This is a genomic window from Alteromonas sp. C1M14 (genome assembly GCF_018860965.1).
GTDB lineage: Bacteria > Pseudomonadota > Gammaproteobacteria > Enterobacterales > Alteromonadaceae > Alteromonas.
In genome coordinates, this window is record NZ_JAHKQF010000015.1 from 195,874 (window position 1) to 218,880 (window position 23,007).

Genomic DNA, 23,007 nt, shown 5'->3' on the forward strand with positions numbered 1-23,007 from the left:
GCTTCCTATTGCTATTCCTGCTTCCCTGTTGGCAACACGTATAGTGGGTGACTAACGTCCTTTGCCGAACAAGACAATTTCAACGGTTCGGATAAGAATCAAAATATCCAGCAGCAAACTTTGATGTTTAACGTAGTAAAGATCAAACTTTAGTTTTTCCATGGAGTCTTCCACACTCGCTCCATAGGGATAGTTCAACTGTGCCCAGCCGGCTAAACCCGGTTTCACATTGTGGCGTTGATTATAATAAGGCACTTCTCGTACCAATTTCTCTACGAACTCGGGACGCTCGGGACGTGGCCCAATAAATGCCATTTCCCCTTTAAACACGTTAATAAGTTGTGGCAGTTCGTCGATCCGATATTTACGGATAAAATGGCCGATACGGGTAACCCGATCGTCGTTCTTGCTAGCCCACTTAGCGCCATCTTTCTCCGCATCAGGACGCATACTTCTAAACTTAATGATCTTAAATAATTTACCATTAAGCCCCACGCGCTCTTGCTTGTAGAACACCGATGAGCCAGTTCTTCGACCATCATCAAGCCAGATAATGAGCGCTGTCATCATCATAAACGGCCACGCAAACAATAAAACAAAGGTGGCAAGAAAAGCGTTCAAGAAATAATCTAGGGCGTCACGCAGATAGTTTTGACTATGGAAGCCGTTGGAATAAATCACCCAGCTTGGATACATGAGGTTGACCACAATTTGGCCGGTTTCCCGCTCCATGAAATCCAGCAAGTCAGTGACTTCAATGCCTCGTAAACGACACTCAAACAACACATCGATAGGGAGTGTTCCCCGACGCTGGTCACAGGCAATGACGATTTCTTCAATTTCATTTTCCGCAATAAACTGCTGAAAATTTTCATCCACTTTTACATGAACGATTTTTTCTCTTTTAATACCATCTTCACGGTTATCACCAGGAATGGGCACAAAACCCAACAAGTCAAAACCGATACGGTCCACGTCACGACGCATACGTTTTTCGATAATGGACGCCCGTTCACCGGCACCTAAAACCAAAATACGTACCTTGCCTAAACCAAGCAACCCAAGTCGATTAGTAAAATAGCGAAAGATAACCAGCATAATAATTGTGCTGGAAACTGCGGCAGGCAGAAAATAAGAATGCATGACTAGTTCATCGAACAGTGCTCGGCTTATCACCTCAACAAGGAAGTAACTTAACCCCACACTGACGAAAATACGCCTAATAATGCCACGAAATGTTTCTCGAAGTTTTGCTTCGTATAACCCTACTGATAGCGAACACAGCAATATACATACTGTGAGTAAGCCTACATTAACAACTAACTTTTCAATCGTTACCGGATTACTCAAGCCTATCTGAACCAGAATAAACTGAGTAATATAGCCCATATAGGCAATGAGTAACGCTTCGGTTACAACGAGTATATTGGAACGTTTACTCTGGTTGTGCTTATTTATCGCCACCCTTGGCCCCCTGAAACTGCAACATCTTTGTTCATAATAAAGGTTATTATTGTAATAGACTATACAAGATGTTGGCATTATAGTGTTATTTGCCGTAGGGTAAATTACATTAAGGCAAAAAATTGATTATAACGAGTGTAGGATGAACTCTCATGTATTGGTCTAAACACATTTTAAGCTTGACGGTTGTCGGCGCTATGACAGCCCTATCTGGATGCACAAGTCACTCAACGTTGCCGGAGGCAACAGCTCACCCATCAATGACAACCAATGTAAATGACTACCAATATCTTATTGGTCCAGGTGATTCGCTGACGATATTTGTCTGGCGTAACCCTGAAATCTCTGGACAATTTATTGTTCGTCCAGATGGTAAAGTTACCACATCACTGGTAGAAGATGTGGATGTTGCGGGTAAAACCCCTTCAATGCTTGCCAGAGAGTTAGAAGAGCAACTCTCTACCTTTATTAATAACCCACGAGTGACGGTTAGCGTTAATAATTTTGCCGGGCCATTAAGTGAGCAAGTTCGCGTTATCGGCGAAGCCACTAACCCTCGTGCAATTAGTTATTCTGAAAACATGACCCTACTGGATGTTATGATCGCAGTGGGTGGTTTAACAGAATTTGCCAATGGCAACGACGCTAAATTAGTCAGAGTGGTTGACGGTAAACAGACCACCTATGATGTCAATATTGATGATTTAATCCGAGATGGTGACATTTCTAAAAATATCGATATATTGCCGGGTGATATCGTTATCATCCCTGAAGCTTGGTTCTAGTAGTACAGGTAGTTGGAACAATAAATGCAGGAATTACAGCGCACCCTCGGTCAGCTGAATGACTACTTAAAGGGAATTTGGGTTAAAAAGCGTTTAATCATGGTGTGTACCTGGATACTTTGTCCAATCGGGTTCGCCTATGTCGCTATTTTGCCCGACATTTATCGCTCACAAGCGGTGGTATTTGTCGACACCCGCTCGGTTCTCCAACCGCTCTTGAAAGGCCTTGCCATCCAATCGAATCCCGATCAGGAGATTCAAATGATGGCAAAAACCCTGTTAAGTCGGTCGAACGTGGAAACTATCGCAAGGGAAAGCGATCTGGATTTAACCACCACCACAGACAAGGAATTCGATGATCTTATCGATACCTTGTCTCGTCAGATTCAATTACGCTCTACCGGTCGTGACAATATTTTCACGATTTCATACGAAAACAAAAGCGCATCCATGGCACAAACCGTTGTTCAGGAAACCCTGAATTTGTTTGTTGAAGGTGCGTTAGGTAATAATCGACGAGATACTGACACAGCAAATCGCTTTCTCGATGAACAAATTGCTGAATACGAATCTCGCCTATCTGAAGCCGAACAGCGGCTAGCGGATTTTAAACGTCAGTACAGCAATATCTTGCCCTTACAGGGCACGTTTTATTCAACATTACAGACGTTAAACAACGACTTAGAAGCGACGCGTTTACTGATTAAGCAAACCAATCAGCAAGTGGACTCGTTGAAAAACCAACTTTCACGGGCGAAAAAAACCGGAGACAGTTTTGGTGTTACCAACGAGACAGAGTCGGTGCTACGCACTCGCTACGATGAACGTATTAAAGCGCTAGAAGAACAACTCGACTCTTTACAGTTACGATTTACAGCACAACATCCTGATGTTATCGAAACAAAAGCGTTACTCGCTAATTTAGAGAAAGCCCGTCAAAAAGAAATTGATGAGTTTCTTAATGCCGATAGCGGGGATGAAAATGACGATGTTCCCATGAGCGATCTTAACCAAGAGATCAAACTGGAAATCAGTCGTCATCAAAGCTCAGTCGCAGCCTTACAGGTTAAAGAACAAGATCTGCAGCGTCGTATTCTTGAGTTGGAGTCTAAAATTGATTTAGTTCCGCAAATCGAAGCTGAATCGGCCTCGTTAAACCGAGACTATGACATTACTAAGAAAAAATACGAAGAATTGCTGTCTCGCCGCGAGTCTGCTGACTTATCTCGTCGCGCCGATGTGTCTGCCGAAGAATTGCAGTTCCGTATTATTGAACCGCCACTAGAACCTAATGCACCGTCTGGTCCTTATCGCATCGTGTTCTATACTATTGTTCTATTTCTTAGTTTCGCAACGGGTACAGGCTTGGCATTCATGGTCAGTCAATTCTCGCCGTTGCTCATACGAGCGTCGCAGTTACAACAAGTTACCGATTATCCAGTATGGGGCACTGTGACACACCTTCATATTGACGATATTAAAAAGTCAAACCGGATGCGTATGGGAGTCTTCCTATTATCGTCAGGCACTTTGTTTGTTATCTATGCTGTATTGGTTGGCGCTGAATTGCTTAATATTGATTTACTGCGGGGTGCTTTATAATGAGCAGTACTATTGAAAAAGCGTTACAGCGGCAGCGCGAAGCGCAGCAAAAGCAAAAAGCGAGCGGTATTGAGGCTCAGTCCAATGCCCCAGCAAGCCAAAGTAACGGCGGATCATCTACGCAAAAAACGAGTGCAGCTAAAGGGCGCGGAAAGGCCTCTGAGCTAGCGCCCTTCAACCTCGATATTGAACGACTTGAGAACAATGGTCATATTTCTATATCCGGTTTACGTAGACAAATTAACGAAGAATACCGTGAAATAAAACGCAAGCTGTTAAACAACGCATTTGGGCAACTGTCTTCTACGTTGAATAACAGTAATATCATCATGGTCACAAGTGGTCGTCCTTCAGAAGGTAAAACCTTTACTGCCTGTAATCTGGCATTGAGTATTGCCGCTGAACAAGACAAAACCGTTTTGCTTGTGGATGCCGATGTGCTTAAGCCTAACGTACTCAACACGTTAGGCTTAGAGCGCCGTAAAGGCCTAATGGAATATTTAACCGGTGAAGTAGAAGACATTTCTGATGTTCTCTATCCCACCAATGTGGATAAATTAAAAATCATTCCTGCCGGGCGTTCACACCATCTCACTACCGAATATTTAGCCAGTGAGAAAATGGCGGAGACTGTTAACGAATTTGCAAACCGTTACCCCGACCGTATCGTTATTTTTGATACGCCGCCTCTGATCGGTATTACAGAAACAGCGGTATTAGCTAACTTTGCAGGTCAGGCTGTGGTAGTGGTTGAGGAAGGTAAATCCAAACTCAATGATATTCGCCATGCAGTGGAACGACTAAACCCCAATATGGCGATTGGCTTTGTGGTTAATAAATCGGTAAACAGCGATCCGGAAGGAACCGGCTACTATGGTTATTACTACTCGGAAAGGCAAGAATCTTAGTATGCGACTACCTACTGGCAAAAACAATCAATGGCTTGTGTCGCTATCGCCTCTTGCGCTAGCGGTTGTATCCCAGTTAGGCGTTGCCAAAGGGCTAGATGTTACGGCTTCTGTAGAAGGGTCGACGTTACTGCAAAACCGCCATTCTGAAGTAATAGATGAAGAGCTACTAACCTATTCTATTACGCCTGAAGTCGTGGCGTTGTTGAATACCCGTACCTTTACAGGTCGTGTGACAGCCAATGTCACACACCTAGACCGAGATGCCGAAGACGCCTCAAGAAAAGATACCTTCGCAGAGTATAATTATGACTTGAGTTGGCAAGCCATTGATAACCTTCTGCGGTTTCAAACTCAGGGCACTCAGCGGTATATCGATAGCTCGGGTAGCGACTTTCTGGTGTCCGATTACTTCTTAAATGCTGACTCTCTAGCCAAGGTTCAAACCCAAAGTTATTCAAGTTTTTTAACCTTACCTCAAGGCGACTTAGTGGCAGGCAACGCCTCGCTCACCTATTCGAAAACAGAAGGGTCAGAGAACGAATTCCGTAGCACTGATGCCATCAATAACGACTCATTGACAGGCAACTTGTTATTTACCAGTGGTGATGACGCCAATGCGTATTTTTGGATGATTCAAGGCACCTATCAAGATCTCGAGCGTGATGAGTCCTCCTCTACCGGTGACTACACCAGTAAATACGCCAATGGTTATATTGATACCGTGCTGTACAGACCTTGGGCTGTGCGTGTTACTGCCACCTATGATGCCAATGAATTGGCAGATAGCACCGATGAGTTCTCTAATGATAGAAACTTTAAAAGCTACGGGATAGGTTTAACCTATCGCTTGGCTGCCGACCGCTATATTGCAGTAACAGCCAATAAAATTGATTCCGATGTAGAAGATGATGACGGTGATACCTTCGTCGGTCTAGATGCCCAATGGGCAATCACACCACGAACTAGCCTTCAGGCCTCCTACGGTCGTCGCTTTTATGGTAAATCGGCCAGTGCGAGCATCAATTACAATTCACGAAAAGTACGTGGTTTGGTAAGTTACACCGAGCAAGTCACCTCTTACTCGGCCTTAGCAGCCTCTCCCCAAACCCTTGGCGTGTTTGTATGTCCGGCCGGTGACTTTAGCGCCGATGCATGTTTCCAACCCAGTTCACTGGACTATACCCCTGCTGACGATGAACAATTAATTCAAATCATCACCACCGGGTTAGAATTGTCCAATGCCATTATATTGAGAAAATCAGCGGTGGCGCAGCTTGGGTTGCAAGGGCGACACACCACCTTGATATTCAACGTACAATATTCTGATGACGATTACTTAGAACTGGATCGGCAACGAGAAACCTACGCAGCCAGCCTAAGCGCCAGTTACGAACTCAGTCGCTACTCCAGTTTATTAAGTTCGGTGAAATATGGTTATATCGAACAAGCAGGTACCTCTACCAGTGAAGGTGATAACGAGCAATGGGCCGGTACCATTGGCTATAAGCGTGATTTCGGTCAATACCTATCAGGTAATGTAGAACTCGGCTATATTCGCCGTTCAGGCACGTTAAATACCACCGTTTACGGTACTGAGTACGACGAACGACGAATAACCTTTTCCCTTAAATACGACTTCAAATAAAAAAAGCCGCTTTTTAAGCGGCTTTTTTATGCAATTTTAGTTTTCACCTAGCTCAGTAGCCCGTCTTCCCTATTCACCATCTTCTTTTAGTCTGACGTACGTTTTATATTTCTTCTTAAGCATTTTATCGATGTATTGGGTCAGTTTGACTTTATGAGCAATGGCGTCATCTAACGCATCCACTAACTCAGCTAGCATCCCCTTGTAGTATTCGGCATCCTGAACTTCATTTCCATTTGGCGTAATCAGTTTTTTATGAGGCCCTTTTTGCTGTATTTGCGCCATCACCGCTTCAAGATCCAACTCCTCGTCGTCATCGTCACCGTCATCGCTGTCAGTGAGATCCGGAGTTTCCGGTACAAACATTTCTTCACGCACTTCATTGATAACCGTATTTACAGCAGTTTCATCAAGAACGTCTAGCTCTTCTAAAAATCCAAACAGTAAGATCCTGTCCATCAGCGTATTAATCTTACGGGGCACGCCACGGGTAAACTGATGAATGCGGGCAAAGGCTTCATCAGAAAACAAGGCATTACCGTTCCAGCCTGCATGCTCCATGCGGTATTCAATATAGCGTTTAGTTTCTTCTTCCACTAGCGGAGCAAGGTGACAAGACGCCACGATACGCTGTCTGAACTGCTCCATATTGGGAGCACGAAGGATGGGCTGGAGTTCTTCCTGCCCTAACAAAAAACTTTGCAACAAGGGTTTACCATTTTGTTGAAAGTTAGACAGCATGCGCAGTTCTTCGATGGTCTCAAGTGGCAAATTTTGCGCTTCATCCACCAACAATAATGCCCGCTGTCCATGCTTACTCAGCTCGTATAAGAAGCCTTCCAGTTCTTTTAAGATATCAGCTTTGGTTAAGCCGGCCACATCGATACCAAACTTTGAGGCTACCATTTTAACCAATTCATCGGGGGTTAGCTTAGGGGTAACAATTTGTGCGGCCACGATGTCATCTTCAATGTCAGACAACAAACTATTCGCAATGGTGGTTTTACCGGTACCAATATCTCCGGTAATCACAATAAAACCTTCAGCCTGAGATAGCCCGTATTGCAGATACGACATTGCCCTTTTGTGCCATTTACTGGCAAAGAAAAATGCCGGATCAGGGGTTAGCTGAAAAGGCTTTGAATCGAGTCCATAAAAACTTTCGTACATGAAAAATACCGCTGATACTAGAAACCACTGCTTACATTTTTCTAAGGGTATCCTAAAGAAACCCTGTTCGCCATGATTCTATCTATTTAGCATTGAATATGCCTAAACAGGCTGCTAATCGCCCACTATCTGACGAATAATACCTGTGGTCGACACCCCTTCTTCAAAGTGTAAAACACGCACTTCACCGCCGTTATCCATCACTTCTTTACCGCCGGCAATCTCCTCAACCTTATAGTCTCCCCCCTTCACCAATACATCCGGTAACAGATGGGCAATAAGACGCTGAGGCGTATCTTCGGAAAATGGCACAACCCAATCCACAACACCTAGCCCTGCTAAAACAGCCATTCTTCGGCTGACATTATTAATGGGCCGACCTGGTCCTTTTAAGCGGGTAACCGACTCATCATCATTAACCGCAACAATTAATCTGTCGCCCAACTTTGCTGCAGCTTGCAAATAACTTACGTGGCCGGCGTGTAAAATATCAAAACAACCGTTGGTCATTACAATACGTTCTTTTCGGCGACGTCCTTGCTCCATGGCTTCTGCCAGTTGAGCCTCTGTCATTACGCCGCCATCTAGATGAGCGGACTGTGCAGATAACGCCACCGCAAGCTCGGTGGTAGTAACCGTTGAAGTACCCAGTTTTCCGACCACGATACTGGCAGCAATATTGGCTAGCACACAGGCATCTTTAAGTGACTGGCCCGCCGCCATACAAACCGCCAGTGCAGAAACCACCGTATCTCCAGCGCCGGTCACGTCATACACTTCTTTGGCTTTGGCCGGCAAGTGGTACGGCGAATGGTCCTTTTCGTACAGCGTCATGCCCTGCTCTGAACGGGTCAGTAAGATGGCAGACAAATCGAGCCTGGTTCGCAGCTGCTGGGTTTGTGCAGACAAATGAGCTTCATCTTTAGCCGTACCTTGCACTAACGTCAGTTCGTCGCGGTTAGGGGTGATCAGGGTAGCACCTGCATAACGATTAAAATCGCTCCCCTTAGGATCAATGACCACCGGCTTACCGGCGGTTCGTGCCTCCTCAATAAGCCATTGTATATGAGAAAGACAGCCCTTTGCATAATCAGACAAAACCACCAAATCATGTTTTTCCAACACCTGTTTGAACTTGGCAAGAAGCTCGGTTTTATCTACATCTTGGTAACTCTTTTCAAAATCAAGACGCAACAGTTGTTGGTTACGGCTCATCACTCGTAACTTAGTGATGGTTTCCCGTTCGGGACAGCGAATGAGTTGGGGCTCAATACCAAAGGAGGCTAATCGCTCTGCCAGGATATGGCCATTTTCATCATCGCCACACAACCCCAACAAGGTAACATTTGCACCAAGCGTGGCGGCATTAATGGCCACATTGGCCGCGCCACCTGGGCGGTCTTCAGTATCCTGCACGTTTACCACAGGGACTGGGGCTTCAGGCGAGATCCTTGACGTCCCACCAGACCAGTAGCGGTCTAGCATAATGTCGCCAACGATTAGAATGTGGGTTTGACTGAAATCTGGTAAAATCATAGTTTCATTAACTGATAAAAGCGTTGCGCAAGAGTATACCAGTGAACAAGGAAAAAGAGCAGACAGGGCAGACAACCTGGTATATTTATATGGTAGAAAACCGCTACCAGCACTTGTATACCGGCATTACAACGGATATAAAGCGGCGTTTACGTCAACATAACGGCGAACTGAAAGGCGGCGCGAAAGCCTTAAAAGGAAAAGGCCCCGTGCAGTTACGATGGCTTGCCAGCACCTTGGGGAAAAGTCAGGCACTTAAAACCGAATATCAACTAAAACGCCTATCTAGACAGCAAAAAAACGCCCTTATTACGCAGGGAAACCAGCCCTTAAAAGCGCCGTTTGAAAACACCCTAGTTTGCACTAGCACTGACCAAGTTTTACCACTCGCTGTGGTAACCTTAAGCTAGAAATTCAAGCACGCCATTAACAATAAGCGCAATCCCAATACTCAAAGTCAGCTCAAGGCAGGCCACGCCGATATTGTGCTGTTGATCCACTTCCAATCGGTAATTCAAACCAAACAAGATGATTTTTTTACTGATGGTAACCAAGACCAGCAAGGCTAGGGATAACACGACACCCACAATCAGCCAGCCGGTTACGTTGCTTACGTATCCGGATGGATGGTAGGTAAGTAAATAACTGGCTGATGAAACAATCATGGCGATACCCAGTAAGTTACCGGCATGCTCCACTGCCAATGCTAACTGCCCCTTACGCAGTGCGCCTTGAAAAGAGTCATTTTGATTATCTCGGGCATAGCGTAATTCATACACCCGGGTCATCAGTAACAATAAACACAGCACCACCGTAAAGCCGGTGACGATGGCGATAAGGGCATTCATGTCACTTCCATCAACCCATAACACCATGCTTCTTAAAATAATGGCACTAGCAATCAAACTGGCAGCATCTACCAGAGCCACACTGACGCCCCGTTCTGCAATTAAACCTTCGGTATCGAGTCGATGAAGTACGATCTTGTCGTGGGCAAAGCGACCGAACTTAACCAGTACAATCCCCACTAAACCAAATGTCACCATACCAATAGCCGCATTGACGTAGCCTTGCCCTACGTGACGCCCGACCACCGAACCCAATACGATACACAAAGAGAGCATGCCCCCTGCCGTACTTATCCCAAAGGCAAAGTTATCCTGTACGGCCAGTACTTCTGCCACCGAGTGCTTGCGAAAAGCACCGGCTAACCATTTCATCACCATCAACAGCGCCAGGGCTAAACTGATGTCAATAACCAGGTAGATCCATAAATCATGGGGTAAAGGTGTGAGTTTAACGAGCGCTTCCATTAGCAAACTCTCCGGAAATAAATAAAAACGGTAACATTGAATACCACCAATAATGTGTGCCAGACTCTGTACAAGTAACTGATTGACGGTCACGCACATTATGCCTACGACGGAAATAAAAAACAGGATTATTAAACAAAAGGGTGAAGCTTATTGGGCTGAACTCATCGCCACGCACCCTTCACTGAATAGATTTACCGAACAACAAGATAACTTTGTTGAAATTTTAGGTAGCAGTGAATTTCTATTTCGGCAATTTTTGCAACACCCTCAGTGGTTTGAATCCTGTATTTGTGATACCCATTTGCCCGTGACCACAGAAGCTTACCAAGCCAAGCTGTTACCAACCTTAACCGGCACCGATGAAAGCCGTTTGCACAACGAGTTACGTTTATTTCGCCATGAATATATGGTGCGTATCGCTTGGCAAGATCTCAGTGGTCAACAATCAGTGGCAACCTCACTGGTGCAAGTTTCAGCCCTTGCTGATGCCTTAATTATGGGCGCTTATGAAACACTCTACCACCAGCATTGCCTTCAATACGGTACCCCTCAAGGGGAACATGGTCCCCAACCCATGCTGATTTTAGGGATGGGGAAACTTGGCGGCAAAGAGTTAAACTTTTCCTCAGATATCGATTTAATATTTGTATACCCTGCCAAAGGGGAAACAGACCGAGAAAGAAAGCCATTAGAAAATCAGCAATTCTTCATTCGATTAGCACAAAAACTGATTAGCGCGCTAAATAAAATTACCGTTGATGGTCAGGTTTTTCGAGTGGATATGCGCTTGCGTCCCTTTGGCGAAAGTGGCCCTTTGGTGATGCATATGTCGTCTTTTGAAGATTACTACCAAGAACAAGGCCGACACTGGGAACGTTTTGCCATGGTTAAAGCCCGAGTGCTTAACCCCCCTTCCCCTTATCGTGAAATGATTGAAAATATCTTAAAACCCTTCACGTTTCGTCGTTATTTGGATTTCACTACCATCGATTCACTACGGGAAATGAAACAACTCATTGCCAGTGAACAACGACGACGACAACTCAAGGGGAATATCAAGCTGGGCACCGGAGGCATTCGGGAAGTCGAATTTTTTGCCCAAAGCTTTCAGCTTATTCATGGCGGTCGTGAGCCCGCTTTGCAGGTAAAAGGCCTCAAGGAAACCCTTGATGCCATTCATGCTTTGGACCTAGCAAGCGGTGAAGAAATCAATACCCTGTATGATGGGTATTTGTTTTTACGTAAGGCCGAACATACCCTTCAGCAAATGAATGATGAACAAACCCAATTGCTACCGGAAACGCCTTTTCAGCAACAGGTACTTGCCAATGCATTAGGGTATGCAGACTACCACCAGTTTACCACCGCGTTACAGCAAGTCATGCAGACCATTCATGAGATGTTTCGCGATGTTATCGACACCACCGAGGATTCTCACGATGACGATGATACGGTATTTAATCGTTGTTGCGATGCGTGGCATCTATCCCTAGAAGAAGATGAATTTAACGCCCTGCTAAGTCCGCCAATAACCGCAGCAGACAGCCGCATTATTTTTCAACGTTTATACGACTTCAAAGATAAGTTAACTCACACTCGGTTAGGTCAGCGAGGGGCCGATACGCTAAACAAGTTAATGCCGGAAGTGCTCTACCAATTGGTTGAGCAAAACCCTGATAAAACTCGCCAAACCCTCACCCGCTTATTAAATGTGATATACGCCATCACGGGCCGTACCACTTATCTTGACTTGCTATTGGAAAATCCAGATGTACTGAAACAACTGATAAAACTGTGTGATCGCAGTGAATGGATCGCCGAACAAATTCAGCGTTTCCCTTTGCTACTTGACGAATTGCTCACCCCTTTGTATTTGCAGCAGCAAAACACCAATATCAATCAAAGTAGAGAGAATTATCAAGACGAATTACGTCAAGCTCTGTTGCGTATTGAACCCCAGGATGTGGAGTTGGTAATGGACGCATGGCGGCAATTTCGGCTCTGTCAGCAATTACGTATTGCTGCCAGCGATATAAGCGGCTCTTTACCCATCAATTGCGTCAGTGACAAATTAACCGCATTAGCAGAAGTGATCATTGAAAGTGTGCTCACCCATGCTTGGCAGCAAATGCTTGAAAAATATGGTAAGCCTTCTCACCTTACTGATGAAAGTACGGGCTTTGCTGTTATCGGTTATGGCAAATTAGGAGGCTATGAGCTGGGCTATGGTTCTGATCTCGATTTAGTCTTTGTGCACAACGCACCAAGGGACAGCACTACCGATGGCAAGCGCCAACTGGGTGCCGCCCAGTTTTATATTAAGTTAGCACAACGGATGATGCACTTATTAAACACCAAAACCCTGTTTGGCCAATTGTATGAAACCGACTTGCGATTACGGCCCTCAGGCAATGCAGGACTACTATGTTGCCACATTGACGGCTATGAAAAATACCAGCGTGAAGATGCCTGGACATGGGAACATCAAGCCTTAGTAAGAGCCCGTGGGATCACCGGCGAAAGAGCACTGCTAGACCAATTCCAATGCATTAGAAAACAAATTTTGTGTGCGCCTCGGGATATCAATACCTTGCGACAAGATGTCAGTGCCATGCGTGAAAAAATGCGCACTCATCTATTATCCAATACTGATAACGGAGTGGACTTAAAGCAATGCAGTGGCGGCATCACCGACATTGAATTTATGGCCCAATACTGGGTTTTGTCGTGGGCAGAAAAACACCCTCAAATTACGGTGTATCCCGACAATTTGCGTATTTTAGAAGAAGCAGAAAAACTGGAAATTATTGATACTAGCGACGCAAAAACACTGCAATCGGCCTATTTAACACTAAGGAATCACTATCATCAGCTCACTTTAGCAGACCATCGTTTTGCAGATCATAGTGAGGAGCTTGATGCCACGCGCCTGGCTGTCAGTCAAATTTGGCAACGGATCATCACGTCCCCCAACCCACCATCGCCCTAACAAATGTCCTATAAGGGCGATGGCGCAGGAACAGCCTGGCCCTCGGTTTGCTTATGTTAACCAAGGTTAAAAAAAGGGAGGTTAATTCACCACGGAACAGTTTTCTTGCAAATAGTCAGTGTTCTCGTACGTCACCACTAAGGTGCGTTGGGCAGGACAAACATAGGTTTTTACGGTTTTTTCGAAATTGGCGTCAATGGCCTTGGCGATCTCAGACAACGAGCCCACAATGGTATTGTCTAATTGAAAGTGATACTTGATAACGAAATCCTGCTCGAGATCCCAGATAACTTGCATACCTTCCATCTGTGCGTACTTGGTGATGGCTTCTCGCAGTGTATTCCCAGCCTTAAAGCTACGAAACTTATGCTCGCCTACCCAGGCTTTATCGGCAGGCTTAAAACCGCTAGACATATTCGCGAGTTGCTCATCTAAGCCCTGCGACGAGTTATCTAACTCAAGTACAAAATCACTGCTTTCATCGTCAATGGGATCGGTGGATGACATTCTGTATTCACGATAAAAGTTAGTTAACCCTTGGGAGACTGATTTTTCTTTTGTCGCGCCTTCGGGAACAGGGGCTGACGCATTCTTTTTATAAAGAAATAAAATAATGGTAGCGATGATCACCAACGCCAAAGCGAGGCTTAAATGCTTTGCCCAAAAAACCGCGTCAGACTGAGTATTTTTTGCCATATCTTACTTCCATAACCAAACTCTTAGCCTACTATAGATGAATGTCAGGGTATTTGATAACCTCGATTATCAGCCCCGCCCAAGATATTTCATTCACCCACAGTCAATTATTCATACAAAGAGGGCGCAGACTTATCGGGGCGAGTTTTAAATCGCTTGTGCATCCACAAATAACTTTCTGGCTGTTCGTTAACGGCTATTTCTATATGTTCATTCAACAAGGTTAACGCAGGAATGTCATCAAGGGTCGATAACGCCTCAAGGGGAGGATAGAACTTCACCTTGTAACCTTTTGAGGTAAACTGAGAGGTGATCAGAATAGGCACCGCTTTTGTTCGCCGCACAAACATCAATGTGGCCGTCGTGGTCGCCGTGTCCTTAACACCACCGAAGGGAACAAATACACTTTGTCCACGGCCATAATCTTGGTCGGGTAAATACAGACACAATTCTTTTTCTTCCAGTGCCGCTAACAATGCTCGGGCATTACGCTTATGGATCATGTACTTATTGGACCGTGCACGCCCATGATACTGAAGATAATCCATTAACGGATTATCATGTTTGCGATAAAATGCGATTGAGGGGTGGGTATAGCCTAATCCCCGGCAGGCAAACTCAAGGTTCATGTTATGTAACGCCATGCCAAAAACCCCTTTGCCTTGGGCTAGGGCCGCTTCAACATGTTCATACCCTTCTATTTCCACGTGTTTTTTAACACGCCAAGCCGGCCACCACCAGCCCATGCCCGTTTCAAACAGCGCCATCCCCGCGCAGCGAATATTGTCACGCAGTAAGCGTTCTCGGTCTGCTTCATCCAGATCTGGGTACATTAATGCTAAATTGCGTCTCGCCACATTCACCCGTTTAGGCACAATACGAGCAATGAGCTTGCCGGCACCGGCACCAAGAAGACGAATAATGGGAAACGGCAGCCATAGTAGGAGATAAAGCACGACCACACCTAGCCAAATTCCCCAGTACTTAGGAGCAAAAAAGGAAAGTTTAAACGTAGGGGGCTTAATTTCAACAGACAAAAATTTCGATTCCAGCGGGTTATTTAATTGCTATTGTACCTATTTGCAGGTCGCTATCCTACCAGCTTGAACCGAAATTTTTTTTATTCTGACGTTTATAAAACGTACGTCATTGCTCTGCTATTGCCTAGCAAAGCAATGACATCTTTAGTGATTTTTATCGATTTCTTTTAGTTTTTTCTCGAATTGCTCAAAGGCAGAATCTGACGGGTAATCAAAATGGTACTGATTATGGAAGCCGTACTGTAACTTCACCTGTGCATCTTCCACAAAAAGGGTATAACCGTCGAGATCAGTAAATGCAACGATCCCGTTTAAACGGTACTTATCTTCTGTCTTTGTTCCTGCTTGACGGATTTTATCAAACACCCGCAATAAAAATTTGCTGTCTAATTCGTTTTTCATCATTCTTCACCCTTTAACGCGTTATACCTATTTATACCGCCAAACTTGTGTAGAAGATTACTTTGCCCCGAGGTAATTAATTAAAATTGTACCGAAACCCAAGACTTATCAGGCTCGCTTCGAAGTCATCCTCACCACGAATATAAAGCCCTTCTAGTCTTATCATACTATTTATACCAATATGATAATCGAAGCCTAACCCGACTAAACCAGCCACCACACCCTCATCATAGGCACAGTAATCTTGCAGCGAGTTGTCAGGAACGATGCACAGAGCCGAGCCTTCTGTATCCCCCTGAAACCCTTTTACATCGGCATCCATGATCCCTAATTTATAGTAAAGCTCGCCAACCGGGCCTCCGGCTTTACCTAGCAATGCGAGGTACAATCCTTCAGCTTCAATCGTATCGAGGCCATCGTCAGCATCGATTAAATTAAGATAGCCCCCTTCGACATACCATTGGTCACTGAATTGATGGCCTAAGGCAAGGCCATAACTCATTTTACTATTATCAGCTTGATTAAACGCCACGTCTGCGTAGCCAAGGCTGGCAACTCCGTACATCCGTTCCGTTCCCTGTGCGCCAAAACATGCCAATGTGAAGCAAGCAGCGGTCAATATTCCTTTATTCATTGTTACATCCCACAATTAGAAAAAGTATTCCAATGCGACCTGAACATGATCGTCCCGTCGCATATACCAAAATGTATCATCTGTGTCATTGGATGAGAAAAAATACGCATCCACTTTCCAGCGCCAATTGTCTGTCATACGACTAGAGGATTCGACAAAGGCGCTGTAGGTATCGCTGTTATCTAAGTCTTGAATAAACCCCGTTAAGATTTCGGTACCATCGATATCGTTCCATATCCAACGTAAACCGAGCATCAGGTCATTTTGACCGGTGGCAAAAAAGTTATCGTCGCGCTCGTCGTATTGGTATTCCATAAGAAAACCAAGATCATAAGCGGTGTCAAATACCCCGACAGTGGTGCGCTCGAATCCGGCCACGGCGGCAGCAAAATCTTCGCTCTGGCCACTGCGGTAAATCCCTTCAAACTTAAGTAACCATGCCCCTTGTACTTTCAGTAGATCCACACCGTACTGTTGAATTTGGGCATAATAAGGTTGAATAACCAACTCGCTATTTTCGTCAAAATGCTGAAGCAGTTCAGGCTCCCGCGAGGTCCCATCAAAGTAAGAGACACCGATTTCCCAATCCCCTAAGGAACGTTGCCAACGGAGTGCAAAATCTATGTGTTTTTCTTCATCATCAGATTCGTACAAGGCATTGCTGTGTTGTATTTCCACCGGCGGACGTAAACGTCCTTCTTCGCCGGGAAAGGTACGCTCACGAAAATACGGTAAAATAAACCCCGACAAGGTACCCCAATCGCCATACACATTAAGGTTGACCATGGGCTGCCCAAGTTTATCTTCGCCGTCGATATTCTCTACCATGTCAGTTTGATTAATGATATCCACAAGATGAATAGATTCGGTTTGCCCCCAAAACACCTTGCTGATCCCCACTCGGGTTTCCCAGTCGGTTTTAGCATGCATCCACATTAATTCACGAATATCACCATGTGTACGTTCATCATCGTGCTGATCCACCCGTACAAATGGGTTAAACAATAAGCTATCCGTACGGTCGTTCCATTCGGTGTACAACTCAGGAGAAAGAAACGCAGAAACCTGCGAGCGGGGTTGCCCTTCATAGGCCGCGTCCTGAATAAAATAGCGAGTTTCCACACCGGCTGAACCACTCAGTTCGATGTCTGACATCTCTGCCATTGCCACAGGAGACACCAGTGCAGAGCACATTAAGCCGGCCCACTTTTTCATAAAGCTAGCGCGCTCTGCGTAAGCTATTGCTGTCAAAATCCGATTCCTCTAATTCTGTTTTGAAAACCAAAGAATGTGTCACCAGTTCCGTGGATTTCTGAGTTTGCAGATTGTACATAAAAGTACGCATGGGACGCCAGAATTCACCGTCGAATAATTGGTATTGTTCAAACTCTAACACTTTAAGCGGTGCCCCTTTGCGATCGAAAAACTCTACTTTCCTAGGACGAAAGTGTTCTTTGTCAATCCAGACGATTTGTTTTGAGTAACCGGAATATTTGTCCAAAGGCTTTTGTTCCAGTACATAAACCGCGTCACCGTTATAAGTATCTTCCCGCAATAAGTCATAGGTAAATTTAGGTACTTCAAAGGAGGTCATATCTTCAAAGGCGTATTCACTGCCTAAGAACGGCCCCGATTTGTTGCGGGTTGAAATACGTTTTACACGCTTCACGGCGGGTAAAAAGATCCATTGTTCATCGGGGGCATCAATATGCGAAAAGCTTAAAAAAGCGGTGCCAGACAAATCTCGGGGAGAATCAAATATGGTCAAGGCTTTATCGCCATCGGTGGGCACTTCTAGGGTTTTTACCCGCATTTCTCGTTTCGCTTCCTGCCCTTGGGCATTACGTAGCGTCATCGTGATGGTGGCCACGCTATTGACCCAGCCACGGTTCACATCCTTACGGGCTGTGGCCACACGTAACCCCTCTTTTTCTGACGCCTCGTCCCCTAAAGCCGGATTCGCCAACAGTAATCCTGTTAGCATGGATAGCCAGGTTAGATTGCTAAGAACTTTCATGGTGCATACCTCACTTTTTTCGCTTTGTCTTTATCCAGCCATATCAAAAATGAGGGCAGGAACAGTAAATCAATTAGGAGCGCGGCGACAAAAATAATATTTGTCATCAAACCCATATCCGAATTTAACCTGAAATCGGAAAATAACAACACGCCAAACCCGGCCGCAAGCACCACGGTGGTGGTAATCATCGCCCTGCCTACCGTCTCGAAAGCATATTGTACCGATTCCTTAACACTTGAGTTGCCTTTGCGCGCCGCTTGGTATTTCAAGAGGAAGTGGACCGAGTCGTCGACAATAATACCCATGGTCATACTCAGTTCAACTGAAAGTGCCATGTTAATCTCCCCCGACATCATCCCCCACAAACCAAAACCCACCCCCGCGGGCATCAAATTCGCCATCAAACTCACTAACCCTAGCCGCCAAGAACGCAACGCCAAGGTAATTAATAAAGAGATCACGACCAGGGCTGCTAGCGAGCCCCATACCATACTTTCCATATTGCGGGCGCCAATATGGGCAAACATCAATGCGGGGCTCGCGGCTTCCAAACGCAATTCCGGCGCCAGTTTGTTAAACCAACGTTTAGTGCGCTCTTCAAATTCGGTGAATTCATTGCTGCCAAGATTTTCCAACACCGCAATCATACGTACGGCAGATTTATCGATATCGATTTGATTATTAAGATCTAACCCATAAGGCAATGACATCTCGTACAACAGTAAATACTGCGCTGCCAACTCTTTGGAATCTGGCAACCTAAAGTATTGGGGATCATCGTCATGCATATTCATATTTAAGCGTTTGATGATATCGGCAAAACTCAGTACATGTTTGACCTCCGGTTGGGAGCGTAGCCATTTTGCCAAGGCATCCACCTCTTTCATGACCGCAGGATCATTCACGCCGTATGGCTCATCGGTATAGATGGCAAAGTCGATATTCGACATGCCGCCGAGATATTTTTTCTGCAGTTCCACCGTTTGTCTAAACGGCGAGGACAAATCGAAGTACTCCACCGCCACATCATTTAGCCGGTTATTTAAGCAAAATATTAACGATACCGAGACAATCAATATTGAGTACGGCAAGATCCTACGGTGATGTGACACTACCCACTGACCCAGTTTACGCACTTTATGTTCGCCGCCACTATCAGACACATTGCGCGGAGCGGGTAACAGTATTAATAGCGCCGGCAGCACGGTTAACGATAGGATACACGCCAGTATCACCCCTACCGCAGTCAGGTTCCCCAAATGGGAAAGAATGGGAACTTCTGCAAAATTAAGCATGAGAAAACCAATGGCTGTGGTTAAGCTCGTCAGAAAAACGGCTTTAATATTCAGCTGCACACTTTCCTGCAATGCAGTTGCTTTGGCTACGCCCTTTTTTAATTTCTGTCGATAGGTCACGATGATATGCAGACAGTCAGCTACCGCTAACGTGGTCACCATGGTCGGCACATTCACGGTGGATGGACTGAGGAAAATGCCCCACCATCCGGCCACGCCCATGGTCATCACAATACTGCCGCCGACGATAATCATCACCACCCCTGCGGCTGCCCAAGAGCGCGTTAAAAAGCGGATCATCAGCGCAATAATGATAAACATAAGAGGAATTAGGGTGGTCGCATCGTCTTTTGCGGTAAGGGCAAAGGCATCATTCATAATAACGATGCCCGATAAATAGATTTTATGATTTGGGTAGGCGGTCTCGTATTTCTGTTTTAATTGTTTTGAAAAGGTCGCGATTTTGATGATGTTTGGGGTTTGATCGCCATCAGGTAGCTGAATGGTAACGTTTATTACCGCCATCCTGTTATCTAAAGAAACCAATCGCCCTTGCACATTCTCTAACGGCGCCACGGATTTTTTCACCCATTGAATGTGATCGGCATCGGTTTGTCCTTCCTGAATGAGGTCAGTTACTACCAGACCTTCTTCATCGGCATAGGTATAGGGATAATTGGATAACGACTCTACTCGAATTGACAGCGGGATTTGCCACGCCTCTTCAGTGAGCTCATTAATCAGCGCAAAGGTGTCGGGCTGATACACGTCTTCGCTGTCCGGCAAGATCAAGAATGTGACATTCTCACTTTTACTGAACACGTTCTGCATTTCTTCATAGGCCAGTTTTTGGGGGTCGTTTTCCTCAAAGAAAACCTTATAGTCGCCACGAAAATATAACTTCCCCGCTCCCGCTCCTGTCATGATGCACGCCAACAAAAACAGCACCAATACCGTTTTCGGCTTTTCCATGCACCATCGCACCCATACAGGAAGTGTTTGCATAACCCTTTTTTTCCTTGTTTATTTACGCCCCTTTTAGTGTATCTGGTAAACCCGATTTGTGTAACTATTTCGCCGCCAATTACCCATTTAACACAAATTTAATGAATCAAAAATAAATAACAAAAACATAATATTGGCATTTGATAAATCCCTCTGTCAGCCACCTTCCACACATAATATTTGATCTTTGAAAAATGTTAGGTACTATAAAGCGAAACCAACTGGTCAGATGAGCGGATGAGTAAAATGAGTATTAGAAAACGCCTGAAAAAAGTTCTTCCCCCGATTTCTTTAACGGAGCAAGAAGCCCTGGATGCTGGAGATATCTGGTTAGAAGCCTCTATATATCAAGGCAAACCAGACATGAGCGCGCTGCGGGCTGTTCCACAGGCCTCCTTGTCGAAAGAGGAGCAGGCGTTTCTTGATGGGCCAGTGCAAGAATTGTTAGCCATGACCGACGACTTTGAGTTGGCAAACGGCGTGCATATTCCTGACGAGATCCTCGCGTTTATTAAAAAGCACCGCTTCTTTTCTATGATCATCCCCAAGAAATTTGGCGGATTAGAATTTAGCCCGTACGCAAATTCTACCATTGTTGCGACCTTAGCAGCCAAAAGTGGCGCTCTTGCCGTCACCGTCATGGTGCCAAACTCGCTGGGCCCCGGTGAGCTGCTAATGCATTACGGAACAAAAGAACAACAAGACTATTACCTGCCACGTTTAGCCGTAGGCGATGATATTCCTTGCTTTGCCCTTACCAGCCCAGAAGCAGGCTCTGATGCAGGGGGGATCCCCGATGCCGCCATTGTGACCAAAGGTGAATGGGAAGGCAAAGAAGTAATCGGATTACGGGTAAGTTGGGATAAGCGTTATATTACCCTCGCCCCTATCGCCACCGTGTTAGGTCTGGCTTTTAAAGTTTTCGATCCCGATCATTTAATTGGCGATAAAACCGAGCTAGGTATTACCTGTGCCTTGTTGCCGAAATCCCATCCTGGGGTTCAACTCGGTAATCGTCATGATCCTATGGGCCAACGTTTCTACAATGGTACCACCCGTGGTAACGATGTATTCATCCCCATGGATTTCATTATTGGCGGACAAAAAAACATTGGTAAAGGCTGGCAAATGCTGGTGAGCTGCCTCGGAGCTGGCCGTGGTATTTCTTTGCCGGCAATGGGTGTGGCCACGGGCCAAGCAGCCCTAAAGGCCTCCGCAGAATACAGTTTTGTCCGCGAGCAATTTGGCTTACCCATCGGTCGCTTTGAAGGTATTCAAGGCAAGCTTGCAGATATTGCAGGTAAAACCTTTCTGCTTGAGTCTATGCGGGTTCTTACCACAGAAGGCTTGGGCATGGGGATAAAGCCCTCGGTGGTCACGGCCATCGCCAAATACCACATGACAGAACTAGGTCGTGACGTCATGAACTCGGCCATGGATATCTTAGCCGGTAAGGCCATACAACGAGGCCCGCAAAATACGTTAGCGGGAGGTTACGCCTCTTTGCCCATTGCCATAACTGTGGAAGGGGCCAATATTCTTACCCGTAATTTAATGATATTCGGTCAAGGTGCTATGCGCTGTCATCCGTACCTTAAAGACATGGTCGATCTGATTCACAGCGATGAGGAAAACGCCGATGAAGAATTCAACAAGGTACTGAAAAAGACAGTAAGCTTTAGCGTAAAAAATGCATTTCGCAGTCTAAAAAACAGTTACTTACCCTTTTTACGACAATCTAAAAGCGCGTTACCCGAGGTGACTCGCTACGAGAAACGCCTGAACGCCATGGCGGCCAAACTGGCACCAATGGCGGATTTATCTTTGGCTGTGCTAGGCGGTGATCTGAAAAAAGCGGAGTTACTTTCTGCCCGTTTAGGGGATGTAATGAGCTATTTGTACGGCGGTATGGCTGCAATTCGTTTTTACGAACAAAAGGTAGACGACCGCAAACAAGCTCAGCCTTATTTTGAGTATGCGATGGCCTGGACCTTACAACAAGCAGAGCAGGCATTGGTGGACTTTGTCGCCAATTTCCCCAACACCCCAACACGATTGTTGATGCGTACGCTTACCTGTACTTATACGAATTCAGTGAGTGGGATCAGCGATAAGCTTGCTAGCCAATTAGCCATTGCATCGATGCAAGATAACAGCATCAAGGCCCAGTTAACTCACCTTGTACGCACCGTGCCCGGAGACGGCAACGACATCAATGAACAAGCCTTTAAGGCGAAACATGGGGTGTCTCATTTACTCGGTAAAGTACAAAAAGCGCTGCGTAAAGAGCCAGTGGTGCCGTTTATTTCCTTTGAACATGCACTCAATACTCTGCAAACACGGGGGGTTATCACAGCCCAAGAAGCGGCAGATCTTCATGATTACGATGAAAAACGTAAGCGCGCGGTTCGGGTGGATGAATTTACCTTTGATTTAGCACCACTTAGTGATGCCCAATCAAATAAAGAAAAACAACAAGACGCGGCTTAACCGCGCC

The 23,007-nt window shown here is 45.5% G+C and carries 18 protein-coding genes; 7 read left to right on the forward strand and 11 right to left on the reverse strand.

Translation table 11 applies throughout. The features are described from left to right. Positions 1-51 precede the first annotated feature (51 nt). Positions 52-1,464 (reverse strand): TIGR03013 family XrtA/PEP-CTERM system glycosyltransferase, encoded by a 1,413-nt coding sequence (locus KO501_RS13380; protein ID WP_216030175.1) that lies wholly within the window; start codon positions 1,462-1,464, stop codon positions 52-54. Between the two features lie 152 nt (positions 1,465-1,616). On the opposite strand from KO501_RS13380, the gene KO501_RS13385 reads away from it, so the two are divergent. Genes KO501_RS13385 through KO501_RS13400 form a run of 4 tightly spaced genes read left to right on the forward strand, consistent with a single transcriptional unit; the run spans position 1,617 to position 6,407 of the window. Beyond that, positions 1,617-2,249, forward strand: a complete 633-nt coding sequence (locus KO501_RS13385; RefSeq protein WP_216030176.1) for an XrtA/PEP-CTERM system exopolysaccharide export protein — start codon at positions 1,617-1,619, stop codon at positions 2,247-2,249. Positions 2,250-2,273: 24 nt separating this feature from the next. Next, complete coding sequence (locus KO501_RS13390; RefSeq protein WP_216030177.1) at positions 2,274-3,851, forward strand: XrtA system polysaccharide chain length determinant; 1,578 nt, start codon at positions 2,274-2,276, stop codon at positions 3,849-3,851. Next, positions 3,851-4,759: an XrtA-associated tyrosine autokinase gene (locus KO501_RS13395; protein WP_216030178.1), complete on the forward strand. Its 909-nt coding sequence runs from the start codon at positions 3,851-3,853 to the stop codon at positions 4,757-4,759. The genes KO501_RS13390 and KO501_RS13395 overlap by 1 nt, the downstream gene beginning before the upstream one ends. Before the next feature lies 1 nt (position 4,760). Continuing rightward, complete coding sequence (locus tag KO501_RS13400) at positions 4,761-6,407, forward strand: TIGR03016 family PEP-CTERM system-associated outer membrane protein (protein ID WP_216030179.1); 1,647 nt, start codon at positions 4,761-4,763, stop codon at positions 6,405-6,407. 69 nt (positions 6,408-6,476) lie between these two features. Here the strand turns inward: KO501_RS13400 and KO501_RS13405 are convergent, their stop codons facing one another. Both KO501_RS13405 and hldE read right to left on the reverse strand, forming a co-directional pair. Beyond that, complete coding sequence (locus tag KO501_RS13405; RefSeq protein WP_216030180.1) at positions 6,477-7,577, reverse strand: XrtA/PEP-CTERM system-associated ATPase; 1,101 nt, start codon at positions 7,575-7,577, stop codon at positions 6,477-6,479. 114 nt (positions 7,578-7,691) lie between these two features. After that, the gene (gene hldE / locus KO501_RS13410) at positions 7,692-9,113 is read right to left on the reverse strand and encodes a bifunctional D-glycero-beta-D-manno-heptose-7-phosphate kinase/D-glycero-beta-D-manno-heptose 1-phosphate adenylyltransferase HldE (RefSeq protein ID WP_216030181.1); all 1,422 of its coding nucleotides are present in this window, start codon (positions 9,111-9,113) and stop codon (positions 7,692-7,694) included. Between the two features lie 41 nt (positions 9,114-9,154). Between hldE and KO501_RS13415 the strand changes: the two genes are divergently transcribed. Further along, complete coding sequence (locus KO501_RS13415; protein ID WP_354667834.1) at positions 9,155-9,523, forward strand: GIY-YIG nuclease family protein; 369 nt, start codon at positions 9,155-9,157, stop codon at positions 9,521-9,523. Here the strand turns inward: KO501_RS13415 and KO501_RS13420 are convergent. Beyond that, on the reverse strand, positions 9,515-10,426 hold the full coding sequence (locus tag KO501_RS13420) for a DUF350 domain-containing protein (RefSeq protein WP_216030182.1): 912 nt from the start codon (positions 10,424-10,426) through the stop codon (positions 9,515-9,517). The genes KO501_RS13415 and KO501_RS13420 overlap by 9 nt on opposite strands. Before the next feature lie 100 nt (positions 10,427-10,526). On the opposite strand from KO501_RS13420, the gene glnE reads away from it, so the two are divergent. Beyond that, positions 10,527-13,418, forward strand: coding sequence for a bifunctional [glutamate--ammonia ligase]-adenylyl-L-tyrosine phosphorylase/[glutamate--ammonia-ligase] adenylyltransferase (gene glnE, locus KO501_RS13425; protein WP_216030183.1), 2,892 nt, complete (start codon positions 10,527-10,529; stop codon positions 13,416-13,418). Between the two features lie 81 nt (positions 13,419-13,499). Here glnE and KO501_RS13430 read toward each other — a convergent pair whose 3' ends face one another. From KO501_RS13430 to KO501_RS13460, 7 genes are all read right to left on the reverse strand, one after another. Continuing rightward, entirely contained in the window at positions 13,500-14,114 is a 615-nt protein-coding gene (locus KO501_RS13430; protein ID WP_216030184.1) for a TcpQ domain-containing protein, read from the reverse strand. Positions 14,115-14,221: 107 nt separating this feature from the next. Continuing rightward, entirely contained in the window at positions 14,222-15,151 is a 930-nt protein-coding gene (gene lpxL, locus KO501_RS13435) for an LpxL/LpxP family Kdo(2)-lipid IV(A) lauroyl/palmitoleoyl acyltransferase (protein WP_216030185.1), read from the reverse strand. A gap of 147 nt (positions 15,152-15,298) precedes the next feature. Continuing rightward, positions 15,299-15,556 (reverse strand): DUF3081 domain-containing protein, encoded by a 258-nt coding sequence (locus KO501_RS13440; RefSeq protein WP_216030624.1) that lies wholly within the window; start codon positions 15,554-15,556, stop codon positions 15,299-15,301. A 76-nt stretch (positions 15,557-15,632) separates the two neighbouring features. Then, on the reverse strand, positions 15,633-16,190 hold the full coding sequence (locus KO501_RS13445) for an outer membrane beta-barrel protein (RefSeq protein ID WP_216030186.1): 558 nt from the start codon (positions 16,188-16,190) through the stop codon (positions 15,633-15,635). Between the two features lie 15 nt (positions 16,191-16,205). Continuing rightward, positions 16,206-17,441 carry a hypothetical protein gene (locus KO501_RS13450; RefSeq protein WP_252728415.1) on the reverse strand — a complete coding sequence of 412 codons (1,236 nt, stop codon included), beginning with the start codon at positions 17,439-17,441 and terminating at the stop codon, positions 16,206-16,208. Beyond that, complete coding sequence (locus KO501_RS13455; RefSeq protein WP_216030187.1) at positions 17,410-18,207, reverse strand: outer membrane lipoprotein-sorting protein; 798 nt, start codon at positions 18,205-18,207, stop codon at positions 17,410-17,412. The genes KO501_RS13450 and KO501_RS13455 overlap by 32 nt, the downstream gene beginning before the upstream one ends. Continuing rightward, positions 18,204-20,510 carry an MMPL family transporter gene (locus tag KO501_RS13460; protein ID WP_216030188.1) on the reverse strand — a complete coding sequence of 769 codons (2,307 nt, stop codon included), beginning with the start codon at positions 20,508-20,510 and terminating at the stop codon, positions 18,204-18,206. The genes KO501_RS13455 and KO501_RS13460 overlap by 4 nt, the downstream gene beginning before the upstream one ends. Before the next feature lie 246 nt (positions 20,511-20,756). Between KO501_RS13460 and KO501_RS13465 the strand changes: the two genes are divergently transcribed. Further along, entirely contained in the window at positions 20,757-23,000 is a 2,244-nt protein-coding gene (locus KO501_RS13465) for an acyl-CoA dehydrogenase (protein WP_216030189.1), read from the forward strand. The last annotated feature ends 7 nt before the right edge of the window (positions 23,001-23,007 follow it).

Bases quoted from the DNA above. Each gene is read 5' to 3' on its own strand.
- KO501_RS13385 (WP_216030176.1), top strand. From the start codon at position 1,617: ATGTATTGGTCTAAACACATTTTAAGCTTGACGGTTGTCGGCGCTATG.
- KO501_RS13390 (WP_216030177.1), top strand. From the start codon at position 2,274: ATGCAGGAATTACAGCGCACCCTCGGTCAGCTGAATGACTACTTAAAG.
- KO501_RS13395 (WP_216030178.1), top strand. From the start codon at position 3,851: ATGAGCAGTACTATTGAAAAAGCGTTACAGCGGCAGCGCGAAGCGCAG.
- KO501_RS13400 (WP_216030179.1), top strand. From the start codon at position 4,761: ATGCGACTACCTACTGGCAAAAACAATCAATGGCTTGTGTCGCTATCG.
- KO501_RS13405 (WP_216030180.1), bottom strand. From the start codon at position 7,577: ATGTACGAAAGTTTTTATGGACTCGATTCAAAGCCTTTTCAGCTAACC.
- hldE (WP_216030181.1), bottom strand. From the start codon at position 9,113: ATGATTTTACCAGATTTCAGTCAAACCCACATTCTAATCGTTGGCGAC.
- KO501_RS13420 (WP_216030182.1), bottom strand. From the start codon at position 10,426: ATGGAAGCGCTCGTTAAACTCACACCTTTACCCCATGATTTATGGATC.
- glnE (WP_216030183.1), top strand. From the start codon at position 10,527: ATGCCTACGACGGAAATAAAAAACAGGATTATTAAACAAAAGGGTGAA.
- KO501_RS13430 (WP_216030184.1), bottom strand. From the start codon at position 14,114: ATGGCAAAAAATACTCAGTCTGACGCGGTTTTTTGGGCAAAGCATTTA.
- KO501_RS13440 (WP_216030624.1), bottom strand. From the start codon at position 15,556: ATGAAAAACGAATTAGACAGCAAATTTTTATTGCGGGTGTTTGATAAA.
- KO501_RS13445 (WP_216030186.1), bottom strand. From the start codon at position 16,190: ATGAATAAAGGAATATTGACCGCTGCTTGCTTCACATTGGCATGTTTT.
- KO501_RS13455 (WP_216030187.1), bottom strand. From the start codon at position 18,207: ATGAAAGTTCTTAGCAATCTAACCTGGCTATCCATGCTAACAGGATTA.
- KO501_RS13460 (WP_216030188.1), bottom strand. From the start codon at position 20,510: ATGCAAACACTTCCTGTATGGGTGCGATGGTGCATGGAAAAGCCGAAA.
- KO501_RS13465 (WP_216030189.1), top strand. From the start codon at position 20,757: ATGAGTATTAGAAAACGCCTGAAAAAAGTTCTTCCCCCGATTTCTTTA.